This is a genomic window from Agathobaculum butyriciproducens (genome assembly GCA_003096535.1).
GTDB lineage: Bacteria > Bacillota > Clostridia > Oscillospirales > Butyricicoccaceae > Agathobaculum > Agathobaculum butyriciproducens.
This window is the reverse complement of sequence record QEKJ01000014.1, coordinates 45861-69604: the sequence shown is the minus strand read 5'-3', so window position 1 is coordinate 69604 and position 23744 is coordinate 45861. Positions and strand designations below refer to the sequence as shown.

The 23744-nt window shown below is 53.0% G+C and carries 25 protein-coding genes and 1 pseudogene; 8 read left to right on the top strand and 18 right to left on the bottom strand.

Annotation, left to right across the window (positions count from 1 at the left end; genetic code table 11):
• Positions 1-261: pseudogene (locus C7386_RS10115) on the top strand (inositol 2-dehydrogenase); the annotation flags it as partial.
• Between the two features lie 281 nt (positions 262-542).
• On the opposite strand, the gene C7386_RS10110 reads toward C7386_RS10115, so the two are convergent.
• The 4 genes from C7386_RS10110 to C7386_RS10095 form a co-directional block, all read right to left on the bottom strand.
• Positions 543-1877 carry an MATE family efflux transporter gene (locus tag C7386_RS10110; RefSeq protein ID WP_116705451.1) on the bottom strand — a complete coding sequence of 445 codons (1335 nt, stop codon included), beginning with the start codon at positions 1875-1877 and terminating at the stop codon, positions 543-545.
• The gene (locus tag C7386_RS10105; RefSeq protein ID WP_318261284.1) at positions 1864-2214 is read right to left on the bottom strand and encodes a MarR family transcriptional regulator; all 351 of its coding nucleotides are present in this window, start codon (positions 2212-2214) and stop codon (positions 1864-1866) included. The genes C7386_RS10110 and C7386_RS10105 overlap by 14 nt, the downstream gene beginning before the upstream one ends.
• A 190-nt stretch (positions 2215-2404) precedes the next feature.
• Positions 2405-3100: a DUF554 domain-containing protein gene (locus tag C7386_RS10100; protein ID WP_110435842.1), complete on the bottom strand. Its 696-nt coding sequence runs from the start codon at positions 3098-3100 to the stop codon at positions 2405-2407.
• 119 nt (positions 3101-3219) lie between these two features.
• Positions 3220-6684 carry an S-layer homology domain-containing protein gene (locus tag C7386_RS10095; protein WP_116705450.1) on the bottom strand — a complete coding sequence of 1155 codons (3465 nt, stop codon included), beginning with the start codon at positions 6682-6684 and terminating at the stop codon, positions 3220-3222.
• A 411-nt stretch (positions 6685-7095) separates the two neighbouring features.
• On the opposite strand from C7386_RS10095, the gene C7386_RS10090 reads away from it, so the two are divergent.
• Positions 7096-7473 (top strand): hypothetical protein, encoded by a 378-nt coding sequence (locus tag C7386_RS10090; protein WP_116705449.1) that lies wholly within the window; start codon positions 7096-7098, stop codon positions 7471-7473.
• Positions 7474-7546: 73 nt separating this feature from the next.
• Here C7386_RS10090 and C7386_RS10085 read toward each other — a convergent pair whose 3' ends face one another.
• A complete protein-coding gene (locus C7386_RS10085) occupies positions 7547-8524 on the bottom strand; it encodes a D-2-hydroxyacid dehydrogenase (RefSeq protein WP_165815532.1) in 978 nt (325 codons plus the stop codon).
• Positions 8525-8638: 114 nt separating this feature from the next.
• Positions 8639-8941, bottom strand: a complete 303-nt coding sequence (locus C7386_RS10080) for a helix-turn-helix domain-containing protein (protein WP_318261283.1) — start codon at positions 8939-8941, stop codon at positions 8639-8641.
• 119 nt (positions 8942-9060) lie between these two features.
• Here C7386_RS10080 and C7386_RS10075 point away from each other — a divergent pair, with 119 nt between their 5' ends.
• The gene (locus C7386_RS10075; protein WP_110435838.1) at positions 9061-9927 is read left to right on the top strand and encodes a hypothetical protein; all 867 of its coding nucleotides are present in this window, start codon (positions 9061-9063) and stop codon (positions 9925-9927) included.
• Positions 9928-9978: 51 nt separating this feature from the next.
• On the opposite strand, the gene uraA is transcribed toward C7386_RS10075, so the two are convergent.
• The 7 genes from uraA to rpmG all read right to left on the bottom strand — a co-directional run bounded on the left by uraA (position 9979) and on the right by rpmG (position 14585).
• Positions 9979-11241, bottom strand: a complete 1263-nt coding sequence (gene uraA, locus C7386_RS10070; protein WP_110435837.1) for a uracil permease — start codon at positions 11239-11241, stop codon at positions 9979-9981.
• Positions 11242-11286: 45 nt separating this feature from the next.
• Positions 11287-12129 (bottom strand): patatin-like phospholipase family protein, encoded by an 843-nt coding sequence (locus C7386_RS10065; protein ID WP_110435836.1) that lies wholly within the window; start codon positions 12127-12129, stop codon positions 11287-11289.
• 179 nt (positions 12130-12308) lie between these two features.
• Entirely contained in the window at positions 12309-13004 is a 696-nt protein-coding gene (gene rplA / locus C7386_RS10060) for a 50S ribosomal protein L1 (protein ID WP_110435835.1), read from the bottom strand.
• Positions 13005-13102: 98 nt separating this feature from the next.
• Positions 13103-13528 carry a 50S ribosomal protein L11 gene (rplK, locus tag C7386_RS10055; protein WP_110435834.1) on the bottom strand — a complete coding sequence of 142 codons (426 nt, stop codon included), beginning with the start codon at positions 13526-13528 and terminating at the stop codon, positions 13103-13105.
• Positions 13529-13632: 104 nt separating this feature from the next.
• The gene (gene nusG, locus C7386_RS10050) at positions 13633-14169 is read right to left on the bottom strand and encodes a transcription termination/antitermination protein NusG (protein ID WP_110435833.1); all 537 of its coding nucleotides are present in this window, start codon (positions 14167-14169) and stop codon (positions 13633-13635) included.
• A gap of 17 nt (positions 14170-14186) precedes the next feature.
• Positions 14187-14417 carry a preprotein translocase subunit SecE gene (gene secE / locus C7386_RS10045; protein WP_110435832.1) on the bottom strand — a complete coding sequence of 77 codons (231 nt, stop codon included), beginning with the start codon at positions 14415-14417 and terminating at the stop codon, positions 14187-14189.
• Between the two features lie 18 nt (positions 14418-14435).
• On the bottom strand, positions 14436-14585 hold the full coding sequence (gene rpmG, locus C7386_RS10040) for a 50S ribosomal protein L33 (RefSeq protein ID WP_110435831.1): 150 nt from the start codon (positions 14583-14585) through the stop codon (positions 14436-14438).
• A gap of 294 nt (positions 14586-14879) precedes the next feature.
• Here rpmG and ruvX point away from each other — a divergent pair, with 294 nt between their 5' ends.
• Together ruvX and C7386_RS10030 are read left to right on the top strand one after the other, a co-directional pair.
• On the top strand, positions 14880-15296 hold the full coding sequence (gene ruvX / locus C7386_RS10035) for a Holliday junction resolvase RuvX (protein ID WP_116705447.1): 417 nt from the start codon (positions 14880-14882) through the stop codon (positions 15294-15296).
• Positions 15297-15495: 199 nt separating this feature from the next.
• Positions 15496-16836 carry a Na+/H+ antiporter family protein gene (locus C7386_RS10030; protein WP_116705446.1) on the top strand — a complete coding sequence of 447 codons (1341 nt, stop codon included), beginning with the start codon at positions 15496-15498 and terminating at the stop codon, positions 16834-16836.
• Positions 16837-16977: 141 nt separating this feature from the next.
• Here the strand turns inward: C7386_RS10030 and C7386_RS10025 are convergent, their stop codons facing one another.
• Complete coding sequence (locus C7386_RS10025) at positions 16978-17346, bottom strand: hypothetical protein (protein WP_116705445.1); 369 nt, start codon at positions 17344-17346, stop codon at positions 16978-16980.
• A 175-nt stretch (positions 17347-17521) separates the two neighbouring features.
• On the opposite strand from C7386_RS10025, the gene C7386_RS10020 reads away from it, so the two are divergent.
• Positions 17522-18463 carry a sedoheptulokinase gene (locus tag C7386_RS10020; protein WP_165815531.1) on the top strand — a complete coding sequence of 314 codons (942 nt, stop codon included), beginning with the start codon at positions 17522-17524 and terminating at the stop codon, positions 18461-18463.
• Complete coding sequence (locus C7386_RS10015; protein ID WP_165815530.1) at positions 18448-18819, top strand: FGGY-family carbohydrate kinase; 372 nt, start codon at positions 18448-18450, stop codon at positions 18817-18819. Before C7386_RS10020 ends, C7386_RS10015 begins: the two co-directional genes overlap by 16 nt.
• A gap of 231 nt (positions 18820-19050) precedes the next feature.
• Here the strand turns inward: C7386_RS10015 and C7386_RS10010 are convergent, their stop codons facing one another.
• A complete protein-coding gene (locus C7386_RS10010; protein ID WP_116705442.1) occupies positions 19051-19473 on the bottom strand; it encodes a PPC domain-containing DNA-binding protein in 423 nt (140 codons plus the stop codon).
• A 125-nt stretch (positions 19474-19598) separates the two neighbouring features.
• Here C7386_RS10010 and C7386_RS10005 point away from each other — a divergent pair, with 125 nt between their 5' ends.
• On the top strand, positions 19599-20243 hold the full coding sequence (locus C7386_RS10005; protein WP_116705441.1) for a chloramphenicol acetyltransferase: 645 nt from the start codon (positions 19599-19601) through the stop codon (positions 20241-20243).
• Between the two features lie 45 nt (positions 20244-20288).
• Here the strand turns inward: C7386_RS10005 and C7386_RS10000 are convergent, their stop codons facing one another.
• The 3 genes from C7386_RS10000 to C7386_RS09990 form a co-directional block, all read right to left on the bottom strand.
• Positions 20289-20723, bottom strand: a complete 435-nt coding sequence (locus C7386_RS10000) for a YolD-like family protein (protein WP_116705440.1) — start codon at positions 20721-20723, stop codon at positions 20289-20291.
• A gap of 17 nt (positions 20724-20740) precedes the next feature.
• A complete protein-coding gene (locus tag C7386_RS09995; protein ID WP_116705439.1) occupies positions 20741-21823 on the bottom strand; it encodes a GGDEF domain-containing protein in 1083 nt (360 codons plus the stop codon).
• A gap of 402 nt (positions 21824-22225) precedes the next feature.
• Entirely contained in the window at positions 22226-23731 is a 1506-nt protein-coding gene (locus C7386_RS09990; RefSeq protein WP_110435822.1) for a Y-family DNA polymerase, read from the bottom strand.
• Positions 23732-23744 lie beyond the last annotated feature (13 nt).

The window sequence follows — 23744 nt, the reverse complement described above, 5'->3', positions numbered from 1 at the left end:
ATGGCTTCCGATGCTAACGACCTGCTGAACACCACCACCGTACTGACCAAGGACGGCGCTCACTCCGAGAAGCCGCTGTGGTTCTTCCTCGAGCGCTACAACCAGGCATTCATCAACCAGGTTATCTCCTTCGTTGATGCAATCAACAACGATACAGAGACTGCTGTCGGCGCTATCGACGGCCTGCGTCCGGTTCTCATGGCTAAGGCTGCTACCGAGTCCTGCCAGGCCGGCGGCGTGTTCGTCAAGGTCGGCGAATAACTCTTCTTAGCATTTCTTTCTTCTCTTTCCATATTTCAAATTAGAAAAGCAGCTCCAAATGCTTTTCATTCCCTCAAATACAACAGCAAGACAGTTTTTAAAGTGACCTCTAAAAGTCAGACAAAATTGTTCAAGCGACCGAAAGGGCTTGCTGCCTGTAAATTACAGGCGGCAGGCCCTTTCGCTTTTCCTTTACTCTACACCTTCATCCTATATACAATTCGTTATATTTCATCTATATATAACAAAAGAGTGCTGTTTCCTCAACAGCACTCTTTCCCTTAATACTGATACTTTTTCCGTCCCTTGACGAGAAAAAACACCGAAACCATCACGCCGAGCGCCTCTGCTACCGGAACAGCCAGCCAGATACCGGTTTCCTGCAAAATCAGCGGCAGGAGCAGCAGCATCGCCACGAGAAACACAAGCGTGCGCGAAAACGAGATGATCGCAGACACGAGACCATCCGAGAGCGCGGTAAACAGCGAGGACGCGAAAATACTCGTGCCCATGAGCAGGAAGCTGACCGCATAAATCGGAAAGCCGTGCATGGCAATCTCGTACACACTGCTGCCGCGCGGCGTAAACAGGGTCAGCGCCGGCTCGAGCGTCAGCCACGAGAGCACATATGTGCCGAGCGAGCACGCCAGCACGAACGTCATGCAGATGCGGAAGATATGCCTCAGCTGCGGGATATTTTTCTCGCCGAATTTGTAGCTGATAACCGGTGCAACGCCCATTGAGAAGCCGAAATACACCGCCGTAAACACGAACTGGAAGTACATTGCAATCGTGATGGCGGCTACACCGTCCTCGCCGCGGTAGCGCATGAACAGCGTATTGAACACGAACGTGGTGATGGCGTTCGCAATGTTGCTGACCATCTCAGATGAGCCGTTGCCGCACGCGGCAGCCAGTGTTGCGCCGTCAAATTTGAAGGGCACAAAGTACAAACTTCCGGTACGGTTTTTGGTGAAATACACCAGACCAACGATGGACGGCACGCAGTAGCCGAGGCAGGTGGCAATCGCCGCACCGGCAACGCCCATGTTCATCGGGCCCATGAACAGCCAGTCAAGCACCACGTTTGTGATGCCGCCGCCCACCGAGGTCAGCAGACCCAAGCCCGGCTTGCCTGCGGTGACGAACAATGTCTGGAAGGCAGTCTGCAGAAACAGCATGGGTGCAAACACCAGCTGAATGCGTGTGTAAATACGGCAGTCTGCCCACTGCAGCTCACTCGTGCCAAGCAGACGCAGGATAGGGTTCAGAAACAGATTGCCAAACACGGCGAAAATCAAGCCGATGCCCAACGCAACCGCAATCAGCATGGTGAAGTTGCGGCGCGCCTCGTCTGTGCGTCCCTCTCCCTGCCGGCGGGCGATAATAGCGCTGCCGCCCGTGCCGAGCATAATGCCGGTAGCCATCTGCAGGCAGTTGAGCGGATACGACATATTGATTGCGGAAAGCGCGGTTGTGCCGGCAAACCGCGAAATAAACATACCGTCCACGATGGTGTACATCGAGAGCAGCATCATCATTGCAATGTTCGGCAGTGCGAATCGGAGCAGCGATGCGGCGTTGAATTCGCGCGCAAGTGCATTATTCTGCTCCATTGCGAATCTCCTTTTCAAAAGAATCGGTAAATTTTCGGGTCATTTCCACCATCATGGCGAACTGCTCCGCGCCCATGGCAGCGGCGGCGCGTTCCTCTGCGCGGTACAGACCGCCCAGCTTATCCGCTGTGTAACGCTTGCCGGATTCGGTCAGGCGCAGCGGCTTTTCCTTGCGGCCGGAGACGCTCACCTTTTCCAGATAACCGGCCTGTTCCAGCTCCTGCACCACCGTGTGAATTGTCTGCTTGGGCAGCAGGCACATCTGCGCAATTCCACCTTGTGTCATCTCCGAAAACTGATCTAACATATACAGCACCGTTACTGTACTGGGTTTCATGCCGCTGTGCTTCGCCCAGATGTCGTATAGCTCATCCTGTCGAAAAATATATGCGCACAAGTCGTTCATTTGTCTGCGAAAATCCATAATACACCTCAATAGTCCTAAATCGTATCACGCTATTATAGTATGATTTAGGACTATTGTCAAGTAAAAGAAAAGCAGACCCGTAAAAGAGTCCGCTTCAAATTTACCCCATCAACATAGTCCAGAGTGCGCTGAACGGCATAACGAGTATCAGCGCAGGCATGAGATCGACCAGCGGCACGGATTTGATCTTGGAGACACGAAAACCGGCCGACATAGTCAGCACGCCGCCGCACGCGGACAAATCCGCGAACATTTCCGGTGTGAGCGCACCGGACAGCAACCGTCCTGCGGTAAACACGCACAGGAGAATCACGCACTGCGGCAGCGGGATGGCGCAGATGGCCTTGCCGAGCGTAGACGCGAAGATCATCGCAGTGAAGAAGTCCAGCACGGACTTTGCAAACAGCAGATTCGGATCGCCCGCGATGCCCTCAGTCAGCGTGCTGTACCAGCCAAAGCCCGAGCAGCAGAACAGCGCGACCGCCGTGATGTAGAACTCCATATCAATATTATCCCCGCCGAGGTGCATGGTTTTGACCAGCCGATGAAAAAACCGGCTTGCCCAATCCTCAAGGTGCAGCAGGTGCCCGATGGTAAACCCCACCAGAATCGCCAGCACGACCGCTGTCATGCTGACCGCTTTGATAATGGAATTGATACCGATAGCGATCGAACACATGCCGAACAACGTCGGCAGATGCTCTTTCAGGCTGTTCGGCAGGACGTGCCCCAGTGCGGAACCGATCACGCCGCCGGCCAGCACCGAGATACAGTTGACAATTACTCCGATTGGCATAGGATTTCCTTCTTTCTCTTTCCCCTTCTCCTCTGTTTTCTATTTTACCGTAGAAAAGCGTCTTTGGCAAGCAAAAGAAAACCGCACAGCCGAAGCTGTGCGGTTTAGGAAGGTTTTGCTTACTTTACGTTCTCGCAGAAGCGCATGAGCATTGCCGCTACCTCAGCGCGGGTAGCATTGCCCTTCGGGTCGAGCTTGCTGCCGAACTTGCCGGTAACAACGCCTGCGCCGCACGCCCACTGGATTGCAGGAATCGCGTAGGTGCTTATGCTCTGTGCATCGTCGTAGGAGAGAATGTTGGTGTCCTCACCCACAGAAACGTCGTACTTCTTGTACTGCGCGTAGCGGTACAGGATAGCCGCAAGCTGCTCGCGGGTAACCTTGTCATTCGGGCCGAACTTGCCGCTGCCGTAGCCGGAAACGATGCCGTTAGCATTCGCCCAGGCAACCGCATTTGCGTAGTACGCGCCGGAAGCCACATCCGTGAAGGAAGCCGCCGAGGTGCTCGGCTGGTTCTCCAGGCGGTACAGCACGGTAACGACCATGCCGCGGGTGGTGTTCGCCTTCGGGGAGAAGGTGTTGTCGGCGGTGCCGTTCATCATGCCCTTGCCGGTTACATAATCAACCGCGGAAGCGAACCAGTCGTTCGCGGAAACGTCGTTAAACTTGGTCTTGGACGGGGTTTCGGTGGCCTTAACATAGCTTACGCCAACCTTCACTGCGGAAGCAGGCATGGTGAAGGTGTAAACCGTGTCGCTCTTCTTAACGGTGGAGACCGTCTTGCCGGAGCCGTCGGTAACGGTCAGCTTGTCCAGCTTGTAGCCCTTGTCCGGGGACAGGGTAATGGTGATGGTCGCGCCCTTTTCTGCGGAGGACGGAGAAGCGTTTACGCCGCCGTTGTTGACCGCCGAGGTGGTTACCTTGTAGGTCGTCTTGCCGGAGGAGGAAGAACCGCTGCTGGACTTGGTGTAAGAGAAGGTCTCCGTTGCATCCTTGGCAACATCCTTGTTCGTGCCATTGAACTTAACGGTAATCTTGTCGTTGGTCTTGTTCGTTACCTTAACAGACTTGGTGGTGGTAAAGGTCAGGTCAAGGTTTTTATTCTGAATAACGGTAATCTCATCGCCATCCTTGGCTGCGTTTGCAGCTTCCTGCAGAGTCTTGTACGCATTGCCATTTACCTCAGCAACAACATCCGGGTTAGTCAGTGCAAAAGTGAACGGGCTGAAACCGTTGGTGGTGAACTTAACCTTACCGGTGGTTTTATCAGCAGTTGCAACATACAGGTTTGCACCGTTATTGTGGTTGATATAAACCTTTTTGCCCTTGAAAGCCTCCGGCAGAGTTACCTCAACCTCAGTCGAACCAACCTTTGCATCCTGTGCAGATTTCAGAGTAACCTGTGCTGTCTGATTGTCACCAGTCTTTGCCACCGCAATCAGGTTGTACTTCGGAGCAATGTCCATGGAAACTGTGCTGTTCGCGGTATCATAACCAGTTACGGTAACATCCAGATAGGTTTCCTTTACAACGGTAACGGTAGTATTCTCCGGAATCTTGCCGTTCGTATCCAGAGTAACCTTGTTTTTCTTTACAAGTTCAGTCAGAGCCTGCGCCTTGTCGTCTGGCGTAATCGGAGTGGTGTCCGCCAGCTTGGTCGGAGTTACGCTTTCGCCGACTTCTCTTGCAGCATCCTGCTTATCTGCAGCGATTGCACTTACATCAGCCTGAGTATCACCCTCTTGGGTACCGGTCTTGATTTCGTTTTCGTCCTTGACTTCAACGGTGCCAACGGTGTACTTATAAATTTTATCATCGTTGTCAATGACAGTCAGACCAGTAGCACAGAAATCACCGGAGAACCTCTTATTGAAGTAACCGCCAGAAACATAGGCTGTGCCCTTATTATTTGCATCGTAAGCATCGCGGATCATATCCTGTGTATCGGTAGCGGTCTTGAAATAGCCGCCGCTGATAGTCAGCTCACCCTTTGTAGTAGCTGCGCCGCCGTAAGAAGAGGTGAACAGCACCGCTTCTGCCGTATCATTTACCGCAAAAGTAGCATCACCGGAAATCTCCGCCTTATGCCAGTTCATAACGACAAACTGCGTTGTATTGCTGAAGTCACCGCCGGAAATGTTCAGATAGCCGCTTTCATCGTTCTTCACGGTGTTGATACCGCCCGAGAAAGTACCGCCGTTGATATACAGCTTGGATTCTGCACCGGCCGTACCGCCGTTACGGATCATGCTGGAGAAATGACCTTTATTATAAACGGTAACGCCATCATAGATCGTCAGCGAGCCGCCATTATCGTTGAGGATAGTATAGTAGCTGTTGCCGCCGCCGTTATCCTTGTCCTTACCGGCTTCCTGGGAGCGCGTGTAAGTACCGCCGCGCAGAACCACCGTACCATCGTTCGTGATGGCAGTCTTGGCGTTCGTGATATTATCAACTACGCCCTTGCCCGTCTTATCAATGATCTCAATTTTACCGTGGTTGGTGATGGTATTGTCACGGATATTGGTCAGCTTCTTGCCATTCAGGTCGAGCGTAATGGTCTTGTCAGCCGGAATAACAACATCTTCTGTTACGTCTTTCAACAGCTTAACGGTTGCGCCGCCCTGTGCTGCTGCAACAGCGTCAGCCAGCGTCTTATAACCCTTATTATCGACCACTGCAACAATGCTGGAATCAAAAACAGCTGTGCCGTCAATAACCAGCTTACCAGTGGTACCCGGAACAAAGCGACCATACAGGTTAGACTGACCCGCCGGAGCCGTCTTGCCTGTCTGTGTTACTGTATTACCGCTTTCGGTAGTATTGTTCAAAGCAACTTCGCCTACGTTGGCTGTACCAACAACTACACCAACGCGCCAATCGCCATTATCGGTAGAATTCAGCGTGCAGTTTGTGATAGTATTGTTTTCAAACGTATGGAAGGTTGCCGGATTTGCACCAGCATGACCAATAATACCGCCAACCGAACCTTCTGCAGTAATATTAGTATTTTCTACCGAGCAATTTGTAACGGTGATATAAGTATCGACCGGACCATCATTTTTTTTATTATAGCCAGAAGTCCAGCCAATCAGACCACCAACACGAGCACCACCAGTACTGGTAATCGTGCTGTCGGTCAGATGGCAGTTATTCAGTTCGATTTTCGGCATAGAATCAACATTGTTGATGAATGCACCGATACCCTGCTCATTAGTAGTATCCTCAATAGAAACATTATCCAGAGTTAAATCTTTGATTACGATACCCGAAGTACCAGCAAAACCACCTGCAAACAGCGATGTATTCAGTCCGGTAATGGTATGATTATTACCCTCAACAGTAACAATACCCGCACCATTATAACCGTCAACTGTGAGTGCTGTCCAGTTGTAGCCAGTTAAATTATAATCCTTATCAATCGTAACGGTAACATTGCCCGAGCCAGACTCGCCGGCTTTTACATCAGTAAACAGTTTCTTCAATGTATCACCGTTCCCTGCCTCTTCCGCCGCAAATGCCACCGGCGCCATGGTCAGCACCATCATCACAGCGAGAAAAGCCGATAACAATCTTCTTTTCATGTTTATCCTCCTCAAAATTATTTTTCCGGCAAAAGCGGTGCCGTTTCGCCTTTCCTTCGCAAAATTTGTACTTAGGAAGGTTTTGTGTCTGAGGGCGAGTACCTCAGACACAAGGGTACCCTTGTGCCACTTTATTTGCCTACATCATATCACTGTTTTACATTTTTTGCAATGATATTTATCACAAAATTTTGTCGATTTGGTGTCTGTTTTGTGTATTTATAACTTTTTCATTACTTTTGCACAATTGAAATTGCCAGCATTTATACATATTTTCACCGCTTGTGTTTTGCGCCCGGTTATGCTATGGTAAAAGCAGTAATTTGGAAAATTTGTGTTCAACCGCTTCTGAGTCCGTTTTATCGGACACCCGATATGCGATACTCAAAGCATGAAAGGGAGGCATGGCATATGAAAAAAGACGATTACGGCTTCTACGGCAAGGGACTTGACGGCTATGTGCACTACCGGCAGGGCATGCAGGAAGCGGCGCGCAATGCACCGAATGCGTCCGGCGGCCGCCGGCCTGTCTCCGCAGAGAAGAAAACAACCGAGCCTGCACCGAAATCCGACGAATCCGGTCAGATCAGCAAGTGGATCCTGCAGCATCCGCTGCATACGGCGTGCATGATCAGCTGGTTTATTGCGCTGACCTGCGTGATTATTGAAAGCCTGGGCGAACCGTCCATCCAGTTTATGACGGCAGCGGCGGTCATCTGCGTGGTTGCCCTGATTTTCCTCGGCATAGAGGTTATCAACTTTATCATCTGGTTTTTCAAAAACTGCTGAGCACCAAAAACGAGCCGACAGCATGGCTTTCGGCTCGTTTTCTCTTTGTTGCTATACCTGCGGGAAACGCATATCAGTATCCCTCCGACCGGTTTACGACATTTTTCAGCGGGTTTCCGGTCAAATACCGCTCCAGATTGTCCATGCAGATATGCCAGATCGTGTTCTGCACGTCCGCGCTGCCGCCGAAGCTCGGGCCTGCGATATGCGGCGTGAGCAGCACGTTCTCCATGTCCCACAGTGGACAGTCCGCCGGAAGCGGTTCGGTCTCGAACACATCGAGTGCGGCGCCGCCGAGGTGGCCGTCCTGCAAAACCGACACCAGATCGTCCGTCCCCGCCAGACTGCCGCGTCCGACATTGACCAGCACCGCGCCTGCTTTCATCGCGTGCAGACGCTCCGCAGTCAGCAGACCCGCGGTCTCGCGCGTGTTCGGAAGGCAGCCAATGACGATGTCCGCCCACGGGAGCAGCGCGTCTAACGCATCGAGTGTATGCGCTTCGTCGAAGTCTGCCGGTACAGCCGAAACCGCTGTGCGCTTCACGCCAAGCACAGCTGCGCCGAAGACTTTCAATCGGCGGGCAACATTCGCGCCGATGTCGCCCATGCCGAGTACAAGTGCGGTCTTGCCGGAAATCGTCTCCGCATGGTCGTATTTTTGCCAGATATGCGCCTGTTTATTGCTCCAATACCGTCCAAACGAGCGGTACAGTGCCACCAGACTGCCAATCGCGTACTCCGCGATGATCGTGCCGAACGCACCGGACGCATTCGCCAGCACCACGCTCCGCGGCAGATTTTCCATGCGCGTGTACTTGTCCGCGCCCGCCCAGGTCAGCTGCAGCAGACGCAGGTTTTCGGTCTGCGCCAGCTGGGCTTCACTCGGCTCGCCGAAAATAACCGCAGCCGCGCGAAGCTGCTCTGCGGTCGGGTGTTCGCCGTTCTCCGCGAACGTGAACGCGCACTGCGTGCCGAATCGGGTATTTAACGTCTCACGCATGGTCCAATCGCACTGCGCGAGCACCAAAACGGATGTTTTTTCGTTCTGCATTGTGTTTTCTCCGTTATCTGTCAGAATATTTACAATTATATAGTACGGATTTTCGGTTTTCAACAATGGGATAATAAAAAGCATCTGCATGAGCAGACACCTTTCAAATTATTTTTATAATTTCATTTCGCGGTTCTTTCTACGCAGATAGGTCGCCAGCGCATACAGAACGGCGATATCCTCCTCGTCCAGACCTGTTAAATCCAACGTCTGCGTTTTTGCAACACACAGCAGATAGTCCGTCGAAACCTTGAAAATCTCAGATAATTCGATAATATACTGTGTACTCGGTACATTCAGGCCCAATTCCCACGCATTTACGCTCGACCGTGTGATGCCCAGCCGCTTTGCCAGCGCGGCCTGTGAGAGGTTGTGACTCTCCCGCAGCATTTTAATTCGTTCCCCTATAATCAGCATACTATCACCTTATTATAGGGTATGCCAATCACGATGATATTACGATATCATCGTGATATTTATAATTGACATACATATTTCTTCCAGCTATACTAAAGAAGATAACAGGAGGACGATACATGGTAATCTTACGAACGCTCTTAGTATGTCTGATCATAGCTCTCATACTCTGGGGAATCTATGCTACCCTTCGTTCCATACTATCCAATAAGTGGCTTCATGACGAGGCACGACAGGATGTTGTGCATCTGTTTAATCAAGACTTACCGAAATGGTTGGAAGCAGCTTATACCGCCTTAAACCAGCATTTGCAGACGCAAGGCAGCAAATGTGACTGGAGCATAGAAATCACATGCTCCTCCCATGCTGTTATTGATCGATGCCGTATCAACTTTTCCGGTTCGCAAGGTATTATTCTGGACAGTGCCAATCAGCAATTATTCTATTATAAAACAAAGAATTTGCCGGAATTACATGTCCTTCAATGCACAAATGCCCATCCGCTGGAAGCATTTGAGTGTTTTTCTCTTCCCTACTCCGATATTCTCCGGGCACAGCTTATTACTTCAAAGCACGCCTATACGCAAATGAAAACGAAAGGCGGCATTTCTCAAGACGCCGCCGAACAGCATGCCGCCGGGCAAACAGTCTATGACAAATTAGCAATTGTTATTCAAAGCAAGAATCCCTATCACCCATATATAGAATTAGACTTTTCTAATCATACCGCGGTATCTGAAATGTGGAAAAGCCTTCAGACCTCCAGTATATTAGGAAATATCTTTGAAACCGAGACTAAATTCAGCATTTCATATGCAGGCTGCGATACCGATATCAAGATTCGGAAGCGTTTCTCCGCTATTCCATCGCTTCCATTCGCTCTGACGTCGATCGGACCGGCACAGCTGAATATGTTAAATCAAACCCTGCTCCATCTGGAAGCGATTGCACAAGCTGATTCGTCCAATTCCGCACCTGTTTCATGATTCTCATAATAAAAAAGCGTCTGCTCACGCAGACGCTTTTTCCATATTCACTTACGCATCATTCGACAGATGGAACTTATCGAACGCATAGAACACAAGGCTCATGATCATGCCGACGATAGCGGCGAGTGTCATGCCGGAGAGTGATACATCGCCCAGCGCCAGCGTAACGCCGGACAGGCCGGTAACAAAGATAACCGAGGTCAGGATCATATTGCGGTTCTTGCTGTAATCCACATGGTTGTCAACCAGAATACGCAGACCGGAGGTGCCGATCATGCCGTACAGCAGGAACGAAATACCGCCGATGACCGGACCCGGAATCGTCTGGATAAGGGCTGCCAGCGGGCCGACAAACGAGCAGATGATGCTCAGCACAGCCGCGCCGCCGATAACGCGCACGGAGTACACCTTGGTGATAGCCATAACACCGATGTTCTCGCCGTAGGTGGTAGTCGGCACCGAGCCGATAAAGCCGGAGATCATGGTCGAGAAGTTATCCGCGAACAGCGAGCGATGCAGACCGGGGTCTTTCAGCAGATCGCGGCCGATGACCTTGCCGGTGACGAGCTGATGGCCGATATGCTCGTTCGCGATAACCAGAAGGACCGGAAGAATGATCAAAATCGCGTTGATGTCAAACTTCGGGGTCTGGAAATTCGGGATGGAGATAAAGCTGGTGTGCAGCGCATCCACAATAGTCTGGGGCTTGATGACTTTGGTAATGACACCCGCGATATAACCGCAGATGATCGCGATCAAGATCGGGATAGTCGAGAAGAAGCCGCGGAACAGCACGCTGCCGAATACCGCAACGGCCAGCGTTACGAGGAACGTGATGACCGTGCCTCTCGTTACGCCACTACCGATAATACAGCCGGTTTCAGCCGCCGAGCCTGCCAGCTCGAGGCCGATCAGCGCAACGACCGGGCCCATGGCTGCGGGCGGCAGAACGACGTTGATCCAGTCCGTGCCGCACTTATAGATAATGAACGCGAGCACACAGCCGCACGCACCTACAACAACAAAGCCGCCGAGCGCGTACTGGTATCCCCAGTTTTTGATAACGATGGTCGCCGGAGCGATAAACGCGAACGACGAGCCGAGGTATGCGGGCGCCTTGCCCTTGGTGATGAGGATAAACAGCAGCGTGCCGATACCGTTCATGAACAGCACGATCGCCGGGTTCATCTTGAAGATGAACGGCACGAGCACGGACGCGCCGAACATCGCAAACATATGCTGGATGGACAGCGGCACGAGCAGGCGCGGCGGCACCTTTTCCTCTACCTGAATGATTCTGTTGCTTTGCATCGTTTTTTCATTCCCCCTAAAATATTTCTCTTTTTCCAAAACCCGTCAGCGGAACAGATTTTTGATCTGCTCCATCCGGGCACACGTCATATTATACCCCATTTCATAGCCCCATTCCAGCTTTTTCACGTCTTTTTCAAAGCTGTTCAGCGATTTTTCCGGCTGAAGGAGCACGGTGTCCTGCGGTTTGTTCTCCGCAAGGCGGTGACAGAAGCAAACTGTCTCGTTGTAGTGCTTGGCACGCTCAAGCAGCACCTTAGGCATTGCCGGATATTTGCGTTTCAGCCACTTTGCGGTGAACTGCACGCCGCGTCCAAGCGTTTTGCGGTAGCTTTCCGGCTGCGTGAGCACGATCAGATTGCGCTCGTTGCCGTCGTGCAGGCTGCGCAGAATCGGGATTGGGTCGGCCAGACCGCCGTCGTAATAGGTCTCGCCGTCCATCTGCACCGGCGGAAAGTAGATTGGGATGGCGCAGGTCGCTCGCAGCATCGTGCACGGACGATCCATGCGCATGCCGTCGAGGTATTCGGCCTTGCCGGTCTTTGCATTGGTAACACCCACCAAATATTTACCCTGATATTTGTGAAATTCGTCCCAGTCAAACGGCACAAGCTGGTTCGGGATGGTATCGAACACGAAATCCGTACCGAAAATGGAGTGGTCGTGCAGCAGGTTGCGCGCGCCGAAATAGCGCTTGTCGCCACGATACTGCCGCAGTATGTTAATGTTGCGCTCGCGCTGCCGCGAGAGATACGACGCCGCATAGGTGATGCCGGCGGAAACGCCGATGACGTAATCGAACATGATGTCATTATCGAGCAGCGCATCCATCACGCCGCAGGAGAATACCGGGCGGAAGGTTCCGCCTTCTAAGACTAAACCGGGCATAATTAACCTGCCTTTCCTGCTATTTTTCTGAAATCGAGAGAGTTTTCGTATTTTTCGGCACACGCTGTCTGGTGCAGTGAAAATCCACGCTATTTTACAAAAAGACAGACCAACAATCGAAATCATCGGTCTGTCTTTCTGACTCTCAGCGGAAAACCGCCGAGTAAAATGCTATTGAATTAGCCGATCATCTTTGCGGTGCTTACCTTGATGCCGGGGCCCATGGTAGAAGCAATAACGCAGGAACGAACGTACTGACCCTTTGCAGCAGCCGGCTTAGCCTTGATGATAGCACCCATCAGAGCGTCGAAGTTGTCCTGCAGCTTCTCAGCGCCGAAGGAAGCCTTGCCGATCGGGCAGTGGATGATGTTGGTCTTGTCGAGACGGTACTCGATCTTACCAGCCTTGGACTCCTGAACAGCCTTGGTAACGTCCATAGATACGGTACCAGCCTTCGGGTTCGGCATCAGGCCCTTAGGACCAAGCACGCGGCCCAGACGGCCTACAACGCCCATCATGTCCGGGGTAGCGATAACTACGTCGAACTCAAAGAAGTTCTCCTTCTGGATGCGCTCCATCAGGTCCTCTGCACCAACGATGTCTGCGCCTGCAGCCAGAGCCTCGTCAGCCTTTGCGCCCTTAGCGAATACAGCAACGCGAACCTGCTTGCCGGTGCCGTGGGGCAGAACGATAGCGCCGCGAACCTGCTGGTCAGCGTGACGGGAGTCAACGCCCAGCTTTACGTGCAGCTCGATGGTCTCATCGAACTTAGCCTTCGCGGTGGAAACAACGGTGGAAAGCGCTTCAGCCGGATCGTACTGCTTGGTGCGGTCGATCGTCTTTGCGCTGTCTACATACTTTTTACCTTTATGCACAATAAATCCTCCTTAAGTGGTTAAGCGGGAACTTGAATAACCCTCCCACTGTATGCGGCAGATAGCCGCAGCTTCGTACAACAAATAAAAACCGGAGATTACTCCTCGACGGTGATACCCATCGAACGGGCGGTGCCCGCGATCATGCTCATAGCAGCCTCGAGAGAAGCGGCGTTCAGGTCGGGCATCTTGGTCTCTGCGATCTTCTGGCAGTCAGCCTTGGACAGCTTTGCAACCTTGGTCTTGTTCGGTACAGCAGAACCGGACTCGATGCCGCAAGCCTTCTTGATCAGAACCGGCGCCGGAGGCGTCTTGGTAACGAAGCTGAACGAACGGTCAGCATAAACCGTAATGATAACCGGAATAATCATGCCGGCATCGTTCTTGGTGCGCTCGTTGAATTCCTTGGTGAAAGCCATGATGTTTACACCGTGCTGGCCGAGAGCCGGACCTACCGGGGGAGCCGGGGTTGCCTTGCCTGCGGGAATCTGGAGCTTGATATAACCTACTACTTTCTGTGCCATGTTGAAAGGTTCCTCCTTCAAAAAATGTGGTGGCTGGCGAGTTCCTAATTGGCACGGAACTCTCCCACTTGCCGTAAATGCGGAAATCTATCTTCCGCTCATTGTCACTCGTCGAGAGTTTCAACCTGATCGAGCTCAAGCTCGACAGGGGTTTCGCGGCCGAACATGGAAACGGTTACGTTTACCTTGTTCTTATCCGGCTCAACCGACGATACAACGCCGATAAAGCCTGCCAGCGCGCCGTCGATAACGCGAACACTGTCGCCTGCGGCGTAGTTTACCTCGATCTCGCGCTTTTCCACGCCCATTGCGATGATCTCTTCCTCAGTCAGCGGAATCGGCTTGGAGCCGCCGGACTTGTCCTGACCCAGAAAACCGGTGCAGCCGCGCGTATTGCGGACCAGATACCAGGTTTCATCGGTCATGATCATCTTAACGAGCACGTAGCCCGGGTACAGCTTGCGCTCTACCTCGCGGCTTTTGCCGTCCTTTACCTCAACGACCTTCTCGGTCGGGATGTTGACGGCTTGGATCAGGTCATGCAGCTTGCGGTTTTCGACCGCTTTTTCGATCGAAGAGGCTACCTTGTTTTCGTAGCCGGAGTACGTATGAACAACGTACCATTTTGCAGCGTCTGACATTGTTGCCTCCTTTTAAGTTAGGCGGCGAAATGTTTAAGCAGCGTCTGGACACCAAGACCGAATACGATGTCAAGCACCCAGATGAAAATGCCGATGATGACTACGCAGGCGATAACGACCAGCGTATTATTCGTCGTCTGCTCACGGGTGGGCCAGACGATCTTACGGCATTCGCTCTTCAATTCGCGGAACCACTTGCCGATACGAGCAAAGAGACCGGGCTTTTTCGCTTTGGTTTCTTCAGCCATTAAGCTACTTCCTTTCCCTTACTTCGTTTCGCGGTGAAGCGTGTGCTTCCGGCAGAAACGGCAGTACTTGTTCATTTCCAGACGATCCGGATCATTCTTCTTGTTCTTCATTGTGTCATAGTTTCTCTGCTTGCACTCGGTGCAGGCCAGCGTGATCTTTACGCGCATAGATAACGGCACCTCCTTTTAATATCTCGCTTCGTTTCCGTATCCCTGTGACACGGCTTGAAGCTAATTGCCTCCCTCTGTCAGCGTTCCGACGTCAACTTTTCAGACACACGAAAAATAGGCGCAAAAAAAGAACCTGCATAGGTGTTTTTAGTATAGCATGTGAGCGATTTACGGTCAAGCATTTTTTCTGAAAAAGTGCTGATTATTTTCGTTTTTTATGGTATACTCAGGGTAATCACACGGGCAGAAAACACCGATTTGAAAAACTGCCCAAGAAACAGGAGTATGACTATGCGTATTTTGGGCATTGATTACGGAGACGCCCGCACCGGCCTTTCGATCTCCGATCCTTCCGGCTTTCTGGCCGGCTCGCCGAGCGTGATCCACGAGTGGAATTACGCCAAGCTGGTGGACAAGCTGGTGGCCTTCATCCAGGAAAACAAGATTGAGGAAATCGTCCTCGGCCACCCGAAGAACATGGACGGCACAGTTGGCCCTCGTGCCGAGAAGTGCGAGACTCTGGCAAAGGAGCTGGAGGAGCGCACCGGACTGCACGTTGTGCTGTGGGACGAGCGCCGCACGACGGTCGCCGCACACGAAATCCTGCACCGCAGCGGCAAAAAAGAGAAAAAGCACCGTCAGAACGTCGATGCAGTCGCGGCAACGCTTATCCTGCAGGGTTATCTGGATTTTAAGCGCCGCCAGTGATTTCCGGTATATCTATTTATATAGTATCCTTTTTCGGCACCTGTTTCCCACAGGTGCCGTTTGCTTTTCCAATAACTTCTTTCGATAAGAAACATTTCTTGACGGTTTGGCTTTTTTCTGCTACAATAAGAAAAACTTCAATACTTTACCGTGTGCAAGTCCCGCTGCATGCGGTTTTTGTTTCTAAGGAGAATGATACATGTCTATTCTTTTCAGCCTGCTCACAAACCCGGTCACGATATCCGTACTGGTGCTCTGTGTTCTGTGCCTGACCGGTTTGAATGTGCTGCTGTCCATGCTCATCGCGTGCATCATCGGCGGCGTGGCCGGCGGTATCCCGCTGCTGAACGCGCCCGAGGGCACGCAGACCGTTATGCAGCTGCTGACCGGCGGCTTTGCCAGCAACGCTACGACTGCGCTGGCGTACATCCTGCTCGGCACATTTGCCACCTGCATCGCCACGACCGGTCTGGCCGATATTCTGTCGAAAAAGCTGTCACGCCTGCTCGGCGGACACAAGCTGGCGCTCATCGGTGTGCTGACGCTCGTTGCCTGCCTGTCGCAGAACCTCATTCCGGTGCATATCGCGTATATCCCGATTCTCGTGCCGCCGCTGCTCGGCATGATGAACCGTATGCGGCTTGACCGGCGTGCCGTTGCGTGTGCGCTGGCGTTCGGCCATAAAGCGCCGTATATCACCATTCCGTTTGGTTTCGGATTGATTTTCCAGCGCGTTATCGCGGATAATCTGAGTGAAAACGGTCTTTCTGTAACGGTCAAGGACGTTACCGCCGCCAACTGGAGTATTGGCGTTGCCATGCTGATCGGTCTGTTCATCGCCGTATTTGTCCTGTACCGCAAGCCGCGGGACTACCACGACATTGAAGCAGACACCTCCGCTGCCGAGGTAATTTCGGAAAAGCTCGAGTATCGCCATTATGTCATGCTTGCCGCCGCGATTGTTGTTGCAGTCGTGCAGGTTATCAGTCAGGATCTGGCGCTTTCCGCGCTGTGCGGCCTGATCATCATCATCGTGTTCCGCGCTATCAAATGGAGTGACATTGACGAGCAGATCGAGGGCGGTATCCGTCTGATGGGTCAGATTGCTATCATTATGCTGGTGGCAGGCGGCTACGCCTCGGTCATCAAGGCCACCGGCGGCATTGACGCGCTCGTAAACGCCGGTATTTCCGCCGTAGGCGGCAGCAAGGTTGTCGCTGCGGTTGTCATTACGCTCATCGGTCTGCTGGTGACGATGGGCATCGGCACCTCGTTCGGCACTGTGCCCGTGCTCGCTGTGCTGTTCGTGCCGATGTGCAGCTCGCTTGGGTTCTCCACTCCGGCTACTATTCTGCTCATCTCAGCCGCCGCTGCCCTCGGTGATGCAGGCTCGCCCGCGTCCGATACTACGCTCGGCCCAACCTCCGGTCTCAACGCCGACGGTCAGCACGACCATATCCGTGATACCTGTATCCCAACGTTTATCGCGTTTAATATTCCGATTATGATCTGCGCGATTTTGATGTCGCAGGTGCTGTAAAATAACACCCCTGCAATAATATTAAGGTTTAAGGCGCGGCCTCCAGCTGCGCCTTTTCTCCGCCGTGACGATAAAAAACGCTCGAGATTACTCGAGCGTTTTATTTTTTATCCACAGCAATGTGGATAACTCGGTGGAAAGCTACTCCGTCTTTCCATCCAGAATTTCCGCAATATCGTCAACCAGCTGTTCCCAGTCATCCTCAGTGCCCTCGGTCTGCAGGAAACCGGTGCCCATATCGTTGACAAAGGCGTGTCCGATGTCGATATAACTGTCGTAATCCGGCTCATGGTAGCCGTATTCCGTGCCGAGCAGCACGATTTCGTCGCATTCATCGCCCTGCAGGTGCGCCATCGCTACATTGAGAAAGCCGTTTTCCGCCATGCTGTCATCATCGTCCGGCGCCGCCCATGCACGCTCCCAGTATTCGTCCTCATCCTCGTTGAACAGGCCGTCCTTGTAATAGTCCAGCTCACGCCGAATGCTCTGCTTGAGAAAATTTCGGTCCATGTTATTCGCTCCCCTTTTCTCTGTTCTGCGACTTTATTATAGCATGTGCAACTCGTTTTTCAAGTCGGTAAATTATCCACAAACTTGTGGACAAATTTGTGCGCAATTCCTTTTCATACACGCTCCGCTGTGCTATACTGCTGACAGAACCATCAGGCGAACCGAGGGACCCGGCATGAAAACATTAGGCATTGACATCGGCACCACAACAATCAGCGCGGCTGTACTCGAGGACGGGCAGTTTCTCGCCAGCGAAACGCGGGCAAACGGTGCCTTTATTCCGTCTGCGCTGACGTGCGCACGCGAGCAGGACGTGGAAAAGATCACACAAATCGCACTTTCTGTTATCGAAACGCTGTTTGAACGCTATCCGGATATTCATTCCATCGGCGTGACCGGGCAAATGCACGGCATTCTGTATGTGGACGCGGACGGCAATGCCGTCAGTCCGCTGTACACCTGGCAGGACGCGCGCGGCAGCCTGCCGCACAGCAAAACCGAAAGCTGGGTGCAGTATCTCACGCGCGAGACCGGATGCCTTGCCGCAGTCGGTTTCGGTCTGGCAACGCACGCGTACAACCTTGCCGCCGGACTTGTGCCGCCCGCCGCCGTCACCTGCTGCACCATCGGTGACTACCTTGCCATGCAGCTGTGCGGATTGGCTGCGCCGCGCATGGATGACAGCAATGCCGCAAGCATCGGCTTCTTCGACGCGGAACACTGTGCTTTCGACCAAAACGCTCTGCAAAAAGCCGGTATCGACCCGAACTTTGTCCCGCAGCTTGCCGCCGAGCCGGTAATCGGGCACTTCCGGAATGCGGCTGTCTGTGCCGCCATCGGTGACAATCAAGCCAGCTTTCTGCGCTCGGTGCGCGACAAAACCGCCGAAATGCTTGTGAATGTCGGCACCGGCAGTCAGTTTTCCGTGTTCACGCCGCACTATCTGCAGGCAGACGGCTTAGAGACCCGTCCCATGCCGGGCGGCGGCTATCTTCTGGCCGGTGCTTCGCTGTGCGGCGGACGCGCTTACGCACTGCTCGAGCAGTTTTCCGCTCCGCCGCGTCCATGCTCGGCACAGAAACGAACAGCTGCTACGACGCAATGGCGCGTCTGCTAAATGAAAATCCGCGTCCGGATGATGTGCCTGCCGTCTGCACCCTGTTTGAAGGCACGCGCGCAGACAGCAGCCTGACCGGCAGTATTTCCGGCCTTACAACGCATAATTTCACGCCTTTACACCTGATTTACGGCGTGATGGACGGCATGGCCGACGAGCTGCATCGAATGTACACCGCGTATCGGCAGGCCGGCGGCACGCCGAAAAGGCTGATCGGCTCGGGCAACGGTCTGCGGCAGAACCGGTATCTGCAGCAGCGCTTTGAGTCTGCCTTCGGCTGTCCGCTCACGCTGTCCGACGGCCGCGAGGAAGCTGCCGCAGGCGCGGCGCAGTTCGCCGCAGAGCAGCAGATTTGACAGCAAAAAAGCTATCGAAAAGTCATATCATCAATATTCTCAAATATTTCGCGCGTTAGCGCGTATCAAATAGCATTTGCTTTGCAAATGCAAAAAATCCGGGGACATGCGCCTCGGATTTTTGACTTCTGGAGGGAGAAAGTTTCGACCATCGGGAGGAACTTTCGTACGACTTTGGAACGGCCCACGGTCCGTTCCTGCTTGTCGGCGAAACTGTAGTTTCACGACAGCTTATGCAAAATGGAACAGATTGAGTCCAGTCACATCGTCATATTTACGGTCGATCTTGCCGTCGATCAGCCGGATTACCATCTCGCAGGTTGCGCTGACGACCGCGCGGTTGAGGTGTCCGCCGAACACCTGTCCCCGCTCATTGCCCGCGCTCAGGTGCAGATGGCAGTAAAATCCGTCGTTCATCGTGTCGATCGTGCCGGTCAGCGACACAATCTCAAAGCTGCCCTTGAAATCGTTCGCGTAATACTTCTTTTCCGCAACATTGTACACGCCGACCGTGAAATCATTGATCGCACCGAGCGCCTGCACGCTTGCGAGCGTAACGTGCTCCTTGAGAGCCACCGCCTTCACCTGCTCTAAAATCTCCTCGCCGCGATCCATACGGACGAGAATCGTATCGTTAAATCGTTTGTAATCCATATTGCGCCTCCTGTTCTCTCATGATTGTAGCATTTCTGCGTTTAAAATGCAATTTCCGTTCCCGCTCGGCGCGGTGCTGTGCTATAATCAGAGTAACCATCAGGGTTCGGAAAGGATGGAATGCTATGCAAGCCTTCAAAAAAGTCGATATGGAAAGCTGGCCTCGCCGTGAGCACTACCGCTACTATACCAAGGCTCTCAAGGTCGAATTCAACATGACGGCGCCGGTGGATGTGCAAAACCTGCTCCGTTTCTGTCATGCACACGGCTGTAAATTCTACGCAGCGGCGATTTACTGCGTCACCAAGGCACTCAACCGCATCGAGAACTTCCGCATGTTCAAAAACGCGGACGGCGAACTCTGTGTCTGGGATAAAATCGTGCCGAATTTCACATTCTTTCATCCGGATGACTGCACGTTTTCCGACTGCTGGACGGACTTTTCCGAGGATTTCCCCACGTTTTACAACGCCATTACCGCAGATATGCAGACCTACAAGGATGTCAAGGGCATCAAGACCAAGCCGAACCAGCCTGCGAATTTCTACTGCGTATCCTGTACGCCGTGGACGGCGTTTACCGGCTGCGGCAGCCGCGTCGCGGACGGACAGCCTGCATACTTCCCCATCGTTGTCATGGGCAGGTATGAAAAATGCGGCGGCAAGGTCAATATGCCGGTCAATATCACCATCGCACATGCGGTAGCAGATGGATACCACGCAGGCCTGTTCTTCCGGTATCTGCAGGAAGAACTCGATTTCTTGCGCTAACTATACAAAAATCCACGCTCTTCTTTGTGAAGAGCGTGGATTTTCTTATTCATTCGGTCCAAATATTGCCCCGTCCAGCATCAGCACATCCTCCATCGGAATCACCGTGCCGTCTGTCAGGGTCAGCCGCCGCGCGAATTCATCCGCCTTTTTGACCACACCGGAAACTGTGCGGTATGCACCGCCGGATTTGCGTTCATCCGGCACAAAATAGGTGATCTCCACCTCGGGTTCTGCATCAAGCACAGAAAGCAGCAGCTGATACCGCTCGTTGAGCGCGGTCAGCATGGTCTCATCCAGCTCGATTTTACGGTCGGTCAGCCGCGCTGTCTCACGGATAACACCGGCATATCCGGTCAGCGCCGCAAACGGTGAAAACTGCGCCGCACGGTCGCTTATGGGCATCTGCGGACGGGTTGGGGAGACATGATGCGGCAGATTCATAATCCCGGCGTATTTTCGATTGTCTATTACGGACATGCTTCACCTGCTTTCTTCTACTGCGTTTCGTCCAGAAAAATCCACAGCAGTTCATGTGCGTCTGCGGAACTCCGGTCGGCCATGGTGATTTTGAGATGTACCCGGCTGCCGCCCCGTATCTGATAGGTCATCTTCAGCGAACCATGCGCCGCAATTTGCTTCTCTATATAGCTGTAATCCAGCAGCTTTGCAAATTCGTCATGATACTCCGGGTGGACCAGTTCGCGGCAGTACTCACGCACGGAAGACATAAACGCATGATGATTATTCTCCAGCATGGTCTTAAAATATGACGGAACATAGATATACCGACAGGTATCCTGCTTGGTATTGACCATGTACACTCCCCTGTAAAGCGGTGCGATCGCCTGCAGAAAACGGGTGACATCCTGCTTTTTGATGAGCAGCTGTTCCAGCTTGTCGTCGATGATACGCATTTGACGGATACCGCCGTTATTGCGGTAAAACTCCATCTTGTCATGCCGCATGGCCGTTTCAGCCTGATTGACCGTCTCGTTCAGCGTCTGTCTGTCCGTGCTCTCAGACACGCCGACCGAGACCTCATACCCCATCTCACGGATTGTGTCGCAGAACGCCGCAAGGCTTTCTGCAAGCTCCTCCGGCTGACGCGCCGGACACAGCAGGACAAACTCGTCACCGCCGATACGATACGCGCAGTCATCCGGGAAATACTTCCGAATCCCGTCCGCAATCGAGCACAGCATGTGGTCGCCGGCCTCATGTCCCAAATGGTTGTTGATCTCATGCAGGCCGACGGCATCCATATAGATGCAGGTCAGCCGCGCATAATTCGCCAGCTGAAAGACCTTGAGGTCGTGCTCGTACTTGCAGCGCGTGTACAAATGGGTCAGCACATCATGATTATAGTAGTCCTCGGAATGGTCGGCTGTATGGTGCGACAGCTGCAGTTCCTCTTCACCGAGCACGATGGGCTGACCGTTCTCACCGTTCTTGAGTGAAAGCGTGATTTCCATATTTTCATCCAGAATCATATCATCCGGATATCGTTTTTCCAAATATTCCGCTACCAGACGCAGGACATTTCCGGCGTGATAGCCTTTTTCGCAGATAATTTTCATTTGCCTTCTCCGTATGCAGCTGCCTTGCGGCTTCACAATCCTTCCAGAAAAGATATATTCTCCATATTATTGTGAATATATTATATTTCCTTTGATTGCCATATACAAGGGTAACTGCCTGAAATGTCGATTTCTCGACACAGAACGTCCGTGGAGAGGCAGAATCAGGCAATATATTTACATTGCCTTAGGGCAATACCGCATAATTGAACAAGAGCGATTTGCGAGCAAATTTTGCGTGCTGACAAGGCGCGGTTTTGCGGTAATACTTGATGTATTACCGTGAAATCGCAACAAAGTCAGGACATAAAATTTCCGCAAAGCGCCGCGGCAGTGCGACCGGAGCCTGCACAAGGAGCCGCAGCTTTAATTGTGCGGTGTTGCCTTAGCATGTTTTTCCGATTATGCGTTATGCCCGCCGATTTTTCCGTTTCGCTCGATGGCAGTCGCGCCTTTCTCGAGGTTCATGCCCTTGAGCAGTGCGTTTTTGCCGTATTTGCTCTTGATGGCGAGCGCCGCCTGCTGCAGCTTTCGCTCCCGCTCGAGTGCGGCCTGCTCTGCCCTCCTGCGTTCCTGCTCAGCGGCATAGTCGGTGAACAGGTCAAGCTGCTCACACCGAGCCGGCTGGGGCGCGTCAGATTCCGGAATGACGTGATTTGCCACCAGATACATGCGCCGGATGAGCAGATTCGGGTCGATAATGCGGTCGAACAGCACGGTCGCTGCGTCCATGAGCTTTTGTGTAGACGAGGTCAGTCCTCCGAGGCTCTGCGTACCGTGTGCAGATTTGGGCAGCGTGCGCCCGTAGCGATCGGTCTCGGTCCTGCCGTGGTAGTTAATCCGCCGTGCCGGATCGTTCAGGTTATCAATATCGTACCCGACGGTCAGCACAAGCCGGTCGGTGACCAGGCCCTTGCTCACCAGATCGAGTACCAGCTGATCCGCCATTTCGCGGACAACCAGACGTGCCTTGTCCGCTGTATACGGACACGCGAGCACCTGCCCGGTGCTGATGCTGTTGGTGCTCGGCTTGTAGGCTTTGATATCCGCGACCGTGCACGGCTCCCATCCCCACGCATGGTCGATGAGCAGCTCCGCATTTTTACCGAACAGCTTATACAGCAGATCCTCGTTTTTCTCCGAGCACAGCGCGATATCGCCCATGGTGCACATGCCGTACTGCTCGAGTTTTTTCGCGGTGCCTCGTCCCACGCGCCAGAAATCGGTGAGCGGCTGATATGACCACAGCTCGTGCCGGAATCTGCGCTCGTCCAGTTCGGCGATACGCACGCCGTCGCGGTCGGCGGGAACGTGCTTGGCGACAATATCCATCGCCACCTTGCACAGAAACAGGTTGGTGCCGATGCCCGCCGTGGCCGTGATGCCGGTGGTGTTCAGCACATCGAGAATGATTTTCCGCGCCAGCTCACGCGCGGTCAGGCCGTAGGTCTCAAGGTAGCCGGTCACGTCCATGAACACCTCGTCAATGGAGTACACAACCATGTCCTCCGGCGCGACATATTTCATGTAAATGGCATAAATCCGGCTGCTGTACGCCATATAATGCGCCATATGCGGTGGTGCGATGATGAAATCCATCGCAAGAGACGGGTTTTCCCGCAGTTCCGCAGCAGAGTAAGACGCGCCGATGAATGTATGCCCGGGCGCACGGCGCTGCCGCTCGGCATTGACCTGCTTAACGCGCTGACGCACCTCAAACAGCCGTCCGCGGCCGGAAATGCCGTAGCTTTTCAGCGACGGCGTGACTGCCAGACAGATGGTCTTGTCCGTGCGGGTCTCGTCCGCGACAACAAGGTGCGTGTCGAGCGGATCGAGGTCACGCTCCCGGCACTCCACGGAGGCATAAAAGGATTTCAGGTCGATGGCAAGATAGGTGCGGGATTGCATGGTTATGCCCCCT

Coding starts and splice junctions, on each gene's coding strand:
- C7386_RS10085 (WP_165815532.1), bottom strand. CDS start 8,524: ATGCAGAACGAAAAAACATCCGTTTTGGTGCTCGCGCAGTGCGATTGG.
- C7386_RS09995 (WP_116705439.1), bottom strand. CDS start 21,823: ATGAAAATTATCTGCGAAAAAGGCTATCACGCCGGAAATGTCCTGCGT.
- C7386_RS09990 (WP_110435822.1), bottom strand. CDS start 23,731: ATGCAATCCCGCACCTATCTTGCCATCGACCTGAAATCCTTTTATGCC.
- nusG (WP_110435833.1), bottom strand. CDS start 14,169: ATGTCAGACGCTGCAAAATGGTACGTTGTTCATACGTACTCCGGCTAC.
- C7386_RS10105 (WP_318261284.1), bottom strand. CDS start 2,214: ATGAAACCCAGTACAGTAACGGTGCTGTATATGTTAGATCAGTTTTCG.
- C7386_RS10005 (WP_116705441.1), top strand. CDS start 19,599: ATGCAAGCCTTCAAAAAAGTCGATATGGAAAGCTGGCCTCGCCGTGAG.
- C7386_RS10095 (WP_116705450.1), bottom strand. CDS start 6,684: ATGAAAAGAAGATTGTTATCGGCTTTTCTCGCTGTGATGATGGTGCTG.
- C7386_RS10110 (WP_116705451.1), bottom strand. CDS start 1,877: ATGGAGCAGAATAATGCACTTGCGCGCGAATTCAACGCCGCATCGCTG.
- C7386_RS10075 (WP_110435838.1), top strand. CDS start 9,061: ATGGTAATCTTACGAACGCTCTTAGTATGTCTGATCATAGCTCTCATA.
- C7386_RS10010 (WP_116705442.1), bottom strand. CDS start 19,473: ATGGATTACAAACGATTTAACGATACGATTCTCGTCCGTATGGATCGC.
- C7386_RS10080 (WP_318261283.1), bottom strand. CDS start 8,941: ATGCTGATTATAGGGGAACGAATTAAAATGCTGCGGGAGAGTCACAAC.
- ruvX (WP_116705447.1), top strand. CDS start 14,880: ATGCGTATTTTGGGCATTGATTACGGAGACGCCCGCACCGGCCTTTCG.
- C7386_RS10100 (WP_110435842.1), bottom strand. CDS start 3,100: ATGCCAATCGGAGTAATTGTCAACTGTATCTCGGTGCTGGCCGGCGGC.
- C7386_RS10000 (WP_116705440.1), bottom strand. CDS start 20,723: ATGTCCGTAATAGACAATCGAAAATACGCCGGGATTATGAATCTGCCG.
- rpmG (WP_110435831.1), bottom strand. CDS start 14,585: ATGCGCGTAAAGATCACGCTGGCCTGCACCGAGTGCAAGCAGAGAAAC.
- secE (WP_110435832.1), bottom strand. CDS start 14,417: ATGGCTGAAGAAACCAAAGCGAAAAAGCCCGGTCTCTTTGCTCGTATC.
- uraA (WP_110435837.1), bottom strand. CDS start 11,241: ATGCAAAGCAACAGAATCATTCAGGTAGAGGAAAAGGTGCCGCCGCGC.
- C7386_RS10020 (WP_165815531.1), top strand. CDS start 17,522: ATGAAAACATTAGGCATTGACATCGGCACCACAACAATCAGCGCGGCT.
- C7386_RS10030 (WP_116705446.1), top strand. CDS start 15,496: ATGTCTATTCTTTTCAGCCTGCTCACAAACCCGGTCACGATATCCGTA.
- C7386_RS10015 (WP_165815530.1), top strand. CDS start 18,448: ATGGCGCGTCTGCTAAATGAAAATCCGCGTCCGGATGATGTGCCTGCC.
- C7386_RS10090 (WP_116705449.1), top strand. CDS start 7,096: ATGAAAAAAGACGATTACGGCTTCTACGGCAAGGGACTTGACGGCTAT.
- rplK (WP_110435834.1), bottom strand. CDS start 13,528: ATGGCACAGAAAGTAGTAGGTTATATCAAGCTCCAGATTCCCGCAGGC.
- C7386_RS10065 (WP_110435836.1), bottom strand. CDS start 12,129: ATGCCCGGTTTAGTCTTAGAAGGCGGAACCTTCCGCCCGGTATTCTCC.
- C7386_RS10025 (WP_116705445.1), bottom strand. CDS start 17,346: ATGGACCGAAATTTTCTCAAGCAGAGCATTCGGCGTGAGCTGGACTAT.